Origin of the sequence: Geminocystis sp. GBBB08, assembly GCF_016743215.1 — a bacterium.
GTDB lineage: Bacteria > Cyanobacteriota > Cyanobacteriia > Cyanobacteriales > Cyanobacteriaceae > Geminocystis.
In genome coordinates this window covers 1-5824 of record NZ_VRZC01000205.1, presented here as the reverse complement: position 1 = coordinate 5824, position 5824 = coordinate 1, and the positions used below count along the sequence as shown (strand labels likewise).

Here is a 5824-nt window from a genome sequence, read left to right as displayed (position 1 = left end):
GCAAATGGGAGCATATTATACCAAAGAAGACATCACCGAATATATTAGCAAAAACTGCATTATTCCCTATTTATTCGATGCAGTATTAAGAGAATTAGATCCCCCCCTGCCCCCCTTGAGAAAGGGGGGAGTAAATACAGAAAAAGCCCCCCTTATTAAGGGGGGTTTGGGGGGATCAAATCAACTTAAATAAGGGGAGTTGGAAGGATAAAAATGAACTATTTACCATATAATAAAAATCTTGTTAGTAGGGCAAAAGAATTAAGAAAAAATATGACCAAAGCCGAGAAAAAACTTTGGTATGATTATTTAAGAAATTTTAAATTTAGAGTATATAGACAACGCCCTATTGATAACTTTATTGTTGACTTTTATTGTCCTCAATTAAAATTAGTAATAGAAATCGATGGAGAAAGTCATTATCAAGAAAATGCTCAAGAATCTGACTTAGAAAGAAGTAAAATATTAGAAGGATATGGGTTAAAAGTAATTAGATTTACTAATGAAGAAGTTTTAAATAATTTAGAGGGAATTGTAGCAATAATTGAGGAAATGATCCCCCCTAACCCCCCTTAAATAAGGGGGGAATAAATGGGTAAAGAATTAGACTCAGACTAGAATTAAAAAGGAGGAAATTATGTTACAAACCATAGAAGCTATCATCGATGAAAATGGTAAAATTCACTTACTAGAAACCGTTAAACTTTCTAGTTCAAGACGTGCCATTGTCACTATACTTGAAGAAAAACCCCTCAACGAGATTTCAGACACTGCTTTACTTAGTGAATCAGCTTTAGCTAAAGATTGGTTAAACCCAGAGGAGGATGAGGCATGGTCACACCTACAGTTGGATCAGTAATACTTATTCCTTTTCCTTTTTCGGATTTGTCACAATCAAAGTTACGTCCTGCTATTGTTTTGGCAAACGCTGGTTATGGTGATTGGATATTATGCCAAGTTACCAGTAAATCCTATACAGATTCACGGGCAATAGAGTTAAATAATCAAGATTTTTCTAATGGTTCATTAAAGGTTATCAGTTATGCACGTCCAAGTAAACTTTTTACAGCTAATAGTAATTTAATTGTCAGAAAAATTGGTGATTTAAAACCAGAAATAATGGAAAAAATTGTTTCGGAGATAATTGATTTATTACGAACAGGTAAAGAATTAGACTCAGATTAAATTAAAAAGGAGGAAATTATGAGTCAATATTTTAATGTAGTTATTGAAAAAGACGAAGATGGCTATTTAGTTGCTTCAGTGCCTTCTTTGAAAGGATGTCATACACAAGCAAAAACAATGGATGAATTATTAGAGAGAATAACAGAAGCTATTGAACTTTGTTTAGAAGTAGAAAAAGAAGAATTTAAACCCTTAGAATTTATCGGAGTTCAAAGAGTAGCCATTAATAACTAAAATGAGTAATATCCCAGCTTTAAGTGGAAAGAAGATGATTAAGGCTTTAACAAAAGCTAATTTTTCAGTGATTAGAATTAAAGGAAGTCATCACTTTTTAGCACATCCTGACGGCAGAAAAACAGTCATTCCAGTTCATGGAAATGAAACCATTGGGAAGGGTTTATTTGCCCAAATTTTAAGAGATTGTGATTTAACAGTTTATGAATTTTTAGACTTGTTATAAATATACTCAGATTAGTATTAAAAGCGAGGAAATTAACAATGATTATTGAGCAAATGATTCCACAAATAAAAACTCTTAATAAAAGTGAAAAAATAAGATTATTACAATATTTAGTAACAGAAATTGCTAAAGATGAAGGCATTGAAAACGACATTAATCAAAAAGAAGAAAAGCAATTTTGGCAGTTAGCTAGTCAATCTTATTTAGATAAAATTTGGCAACATCCAGAGGAGGATATTTATAATGAATTACTCTAAAAATGATGTTGTTTTAGTTCGTTATCCTTTTTCTGATTTATCTTCAAGTAAAGTTCGACCTGCTATTATTATAAATACACCATCAACATCAAAAGATTATTTTATAGTGCCTTTAAGTAGTCGTACAGAAAATTTACTGACAGGAGAATTTATTTTAGAAGATTGGCAACAAGCAGGGCTCAATGTAAAAAGTATTCTTAAAAGAGGAATTTTTACGATTGAACATACATTAATTATCAAAAAAATTGGAACTTTAACTATAGAAGATAGTAACAAATTAGAAGAATCATTAAAACTATGGTTAGGTTTTTAACCATAGACTAAATAGATCAAGTATTAGCCCAACATTATGGCTTTAGTGAGGAGGAATTAGACTCAGACTAGAATTAAAAAGGAGGAAATTATGAAAACTTTAATTAGATTAAAAATAGAAAAATTTATAGAAGAGAAAGAAGAATATTTTGTTGCCACTAGCGATGATTTAGAAGGTTTAGTTGCCGAAGGCAAAACCATTGAAGAAGTAATTGAAATTGCTCAAGATGTGGCTAAAATTTTATTAGAATTAGAGCAAGAAACCACTAATAAAAATATGATTAAAGATATTCCTGCTGTGTTTGAATATCCTTTATTTATGGAAGTATAATGGGAAGATTATCAGGTTTTTCTGATCAAAAAGTTACTCAAAAATTAAATAAATTAGGATTTGAATTTTATCGTACTGCCAAAAGAGATCATGAAATTTGGTTTAATCCTGAAACAAAAGCTAAAACAACGATTCCTCTATTGTCCTCCATTAAAATTAGTAATAGAAGTCGATGGAGAAAGTCATTAGGACAAACTGTTAATATGTTATCCTGAAAAGTTAAATTCAATAACATTGTCTTTTTCTATGGATATTTTTCGTTATCTTCTCCCATTTTACCAACCCGATATTGATCAATGGTCTTTAGAAGCAAGATTGTTACGATGGTTAACTTTTTTATGGTTATTAATCGGTTTAATCGCCCTATTTTCAGCTTCCTATGCCGTTGGTTTAGATGAATCTCAAGATGGTTGGTTTTATTTTAAACGTCAAGGATTTTGGATTCTAATTGGCTTAATTTGCTTCAAAATTGTCACAGAATTACCTTTAAAATTTATTTTAAAATACTCTCCTTGGTTTTATCTCCTTATTTTAGTTTTAATTCTTGGCACTGTCATCGGTTTAGGAGAAAATGTCAATGGTGCAGAAAGATGGATTTCGATCGGCCCAATTCAAATTCAACCTTCAGAATTGCTCAAACCTTTTCTCGTTTTACAAGGTGCAACTATTTTTGGCACTTGGCAAAGGCAACCTTGGCGAATCAAAGGCACATGGTTAGGAATTTTTGCCTTTACTTTAGCTTGTATTTTAAAACAACCTAATTTAAGCACAACCGCTTTATCGGGCATGACTTTATGGTTAATGGCTTTGGCCGCTGGTTTGCCTTATATACAGCTATTGGCAACCGCAATGATGGGTATGATGACGGCTTCTTTGAGTGTGGCTATTAATCCTTATCAATTAAAACGTATCATCTCATTTTTAGATCCTTGGCAAGATGCAAGAGGAGACGGTTATCAATTAGTACAAAGTTTACTCGCCATTGGCTCTGGTGGTGAATTTGGTGTCGGTTTTGGAATGTCACAACAAAAACTGTTTTATTTACCCTTTCAATACACTGACTTTATTTTTGCCATCTTCGCTGAAGAATTTGGCTTTGTTGGTAGTATCATTTTGATTTTAATGGTTATTACTTATGGAACGTTGGCTTTTCTAGTAACCTTAAGATGTACTCATCCTATTAAACGTTTAGTGGCAGTGGGTGTAATGATTATTTTAGTAGGACAATCTTTACTTAATATAGCAGTCAATACAGGATCTTTGCCTACCACCGGTTTACCTTTTCCTTTTTTGAGCTATGGTGGTAGTTCAGTTATGAGTAGTTGTATCTTAGCCGGATTATTAATTCGAGTTGCCCTCGAAACTTATCAACAAGAAACCTTTTTAATCAATCAAAAAATTACTTAAAATGATTAAACACGAGGGCAAAATAAAAATTAAAATCTATTTTAGATGGCAAATTATCAATTTTAATAACTATTTCCAGAAGAATTTAGAATAAGGAAATTTAGTCATTGCCCTGATGCCCCGATGCCCATTGCCTATTACTGCCAATTGTAGCATAAGTTTATTATATTTAATCAAAACTAACCTTAATCTAGCAATCCTAAATGTTATTATATTTTAACTTGATATGACAGAACCTAAAAATCCTTCTAATCCTCATCAAGCTATTGAACTTTATATTCAACGAGTCACAGAATTAAGTCAATTAGGGCAAAAAATTCCCACTAATGAAGAATTATTAATCATTGCCTCAGAATTAGGTATTACTGATCAAGAAATCGCCTCTGCACAAAAACAATCCCAAGCTCATTTTATTCGGGCTAAAGGTTATGTCACTCTCAGTCATTGGGATGATGCCATCGCAGAGTTACAAGAGGCTTTAGCCTTTAATCCTTTTAATTTACCTATGCTACATTTATTAATTAATGCCTATTTAGGAAGATGGAAAAAAACTCATAACAAACAAGATGAAGATCAGATTAATTTTAGGGTAAAACAATGTTTAGAAATTCAACCTGATGATCAAGAATCTTTAAAATTATTAGCACAATTAGATCAATTAATTAATAATTATAAATATCAAATTTGGGGTATTAGTGCATTTAGTTTAATCCTAATCGGTTCTGGTATTGGCTTCTTTTTCTTAAATAATATTTCCATTAATTTATTCACTCAAAATAATCAAAAATTAGAAATTATGAAAAATGAGTTAGTTAATGAAATTCAAGGATTAAAAAATGAACAAATAATTTTATCTGAACAATTATCAGAAAAAATTAAACATCAAGAAGAAGTAGATAAAGATTATCAGTTACAAATAGAAATTTTAAAAAATGAAATTAACAAATTAAATCAACAACATCAGGAATTAATTAATAAATTTAATACCCAAAATAAACCCAATTCTGAAAATAAATCACCCCAAACTAATAATAAAACACAAACCAAATCACTATAAGTAAATAAAATGAAACAAGGATTAGCTTTACACACCACTAGCCCAGAATTAGGTGTTGCTATTATTAATAATCAAGGAAAATATCGTTTTAATTCATGGAATTTAGGAAAAAATTTAGCTAATAATTTACATGAAAAAATAGTAGAGTTTTTACCTCCCTTATCATGGCAAGATTTAACCTTTATTGCCGTTGCAAAAGGCCCCGGAAGTTTCACCAGTACCAGAATTGGAGTTGTTACAGCTAAAACTCTCGCTCAACAATTAAAGATACCTGTTTTTGGTATTTCTACCCTAGAATCTTTAGCTTGGTATTACGGTAAAAAAGAGTTGAACAATCCCTTGTTAGTAGTAGAAATGAAAGCTAATAATGAAGAAGTTTTCGGCTCTATTTATCAATTTTCATCCTCTATGACTGAATTATCAATTATCATTCCTGATACATTATTTAAACTTGAAGAATGGCAAGATTTAGTTACTCAATATCAAGAAAAATGTAATGATAATTTAAAGTTAATAATCTCCTCAAATAAATTAGCTTTTACCACTGAAACTTTACTAGAAATTGCCTTATTTAAAAGTAAAAATACTACAGATTTAACTATCAATAATTGGCAAAATTTAACCCCTTTTTATAATTAGGGGTTGCTGAATTAATCAGAAAGCTATAAAAATAAACGGTTTTGACATAATACTCAGATCTTGCACCAGTACAATAATACCAATGAAACAAAACGGGAAAAATCAATTTTAGGAGTTTTAAAATCAATTCTGATTACTTTTCCCTCTTCCCTCTTCTCTTTTCCCTATCCTCATCG

Annotated in this window: 13 protein-coding genes; all 13 read left to right on the top strand. The window is 30.8% G+C overall.

The genetic code is table 11. The annotated features are described in order from the left end of the window. Nucleotides 1-193: hypothetical protein (locus FWJ34_RS17570; RefSeq protein ID WP_308256638.1), on the top strand; the 193-nt coding region annotated here is incomplete at its 5' end. Between the two features lie 20 nt (nucleotides 194-213). Then, nucleotides 214-576: an endonuclease domain-containing protein gene (locus FWJ34_RS17565; protein WP_308256637.1), complete on the top strand. Its 363-nt coding sequence runs from the start codon at nucleotides 214-216 to the stop codon at nucleotides 574-576. Between the two features lie 61 nt (nucleotides 577-637). Continuing rightward, nucleotides 638-859, top strand: coding sequence for a hypothetical protein (locus tag FWJ34_RS17560; RefSeq protein WP_308255703.1), 222 nt, complete (start codon nucleotides 638-640; stop codon nucleotides 857-859). Continuing rightward, nucleotides 832-1185, top strand: a complete 354-nt coding sequence (locus FWJ34_RS17555) for a type II toxin-antitoxin system PemK/MazF family toxin (RefSeq protein ID WP_308256636.1) — start codon at nucleotides 832-834, stop codon at nucleotides 1183-1185. Before FWJ34_RS17560 ends, FWJ34_RS17555 begins: the two co-directional genes overlap by 28 nt. An 18-nt stretch (nucleotides 1186-1203) precedes the next feature. Continuing rightward, nucleotides 1204-1419, top strand: a complete 216-nt coding sequence (locus tag FWJ34_RS17550; protein WP_017295742.1) for a type II toxin-antitoxin system HicB family antitoxin — start codon at nucleotides 1204-1206, stop codon at nucleotides 1417-1419. Nucleotide 1420: 1 nt separating this feature from the next. Continuing rightward, nucleotides 1421-1645 (top strand): type II toxin-antitoxin system HicA family toxin, encoded by a 225-nt coding sequence (locus FWJ34_RS17545; protein ID WP_308256635.1) that lies wholly within the window; start codon nucleotides 1421-1423, stop codon nucleotides 1643-1645. Nucleotides 1646-1683: 38 nt separating this feature from the next. After that, a complete protein-coding gene (locus FWJ34_RS17540) occupies nucleotides 1684-1902 on the top strand; it encodes a hypothetical protein (RefSeq protein ID WP_308256634.1) in 219 nt (72 codons plus the stop codon). Continuing rightward, entirely contained in the window at nucleotides 1889-2215 is a 327-nt protein-coding gene (locus FWJ34_RS17535; protein WP_308256633.1) for a type II toxin-antitoxin system PemK/MazF family toxin, read from the top strand. Before FWJ34_RS17540 ends, FWJ34_RS17535 begins: the two co-directional genes overlap by 14 nt. Nucleotides 2216-2305: 90 nt before the next feature. Then, nucleotides 2306-2545, top strand: a complete 240-nt coding sequence (locus FWJ34_RS17530; protein ID WP_308256632.1) for a DUF1902 domain-containing protein — start codon at nucleotides 2306-2308, stop codon at nucleotides 2543-2545. After that, nucleotides 2545-2760, top strand: a complete 216-nt coding sequence (locus FWJ34_RS17525) for a type II toxin-antitoxin system HicA family toxin (protein WP_308256631.1) — start codon at nucleotides 2545-2547, stop codon at nucleotides 2758-2760. Before FWJ34_RS17530 ends, FWJ34_RS17525 begins: the two co-directional genes overlap by 1 nt. 37 nt (nucleotides 2761-2797) lie before the next feature. Continuing rightward, complete coding sequence (locus tag FWJ34_RS17520) at nucleotides 2798-3952, top strand: putative peptidoglycan glycosyltransferase FtsW (RefSeq protein WP_308256639.1); 1155 nt, start codon at nucleotides 2798-2800, stop codon at nucleotides 3950-3952. A gap of 226 nt (nucleotides 3953-4178) precedes the next feature. Further along, a complete protein-coding gene (locus FWJ34_RS17515; protein WP_308256630.1) occupies nucleotides 4179-5009 on the top strand; it encodes a hypothetical protein in 831 nt (276 codons plus the stop codon). A gap of 9 nt (nucleotides 5010-5018) precedes the next feature. Beyond that, nucleotides 5019-5648, top strand: coding sequence for a tRNA (adenosine(37)-N6)-threonylcarbamoyltransferase complex dimerization subunit type 1 TsaB (tsaB, locus tag FWJ34_RS17510; protein ID WP_308256629.1), 630 nt, complete (start codon nucleotides 5019-5021; stop codon nucleotides 5646-5648). The last annotated feature ends 176 nt before the right edge of the window (nucleotides 5649-5824 follow it).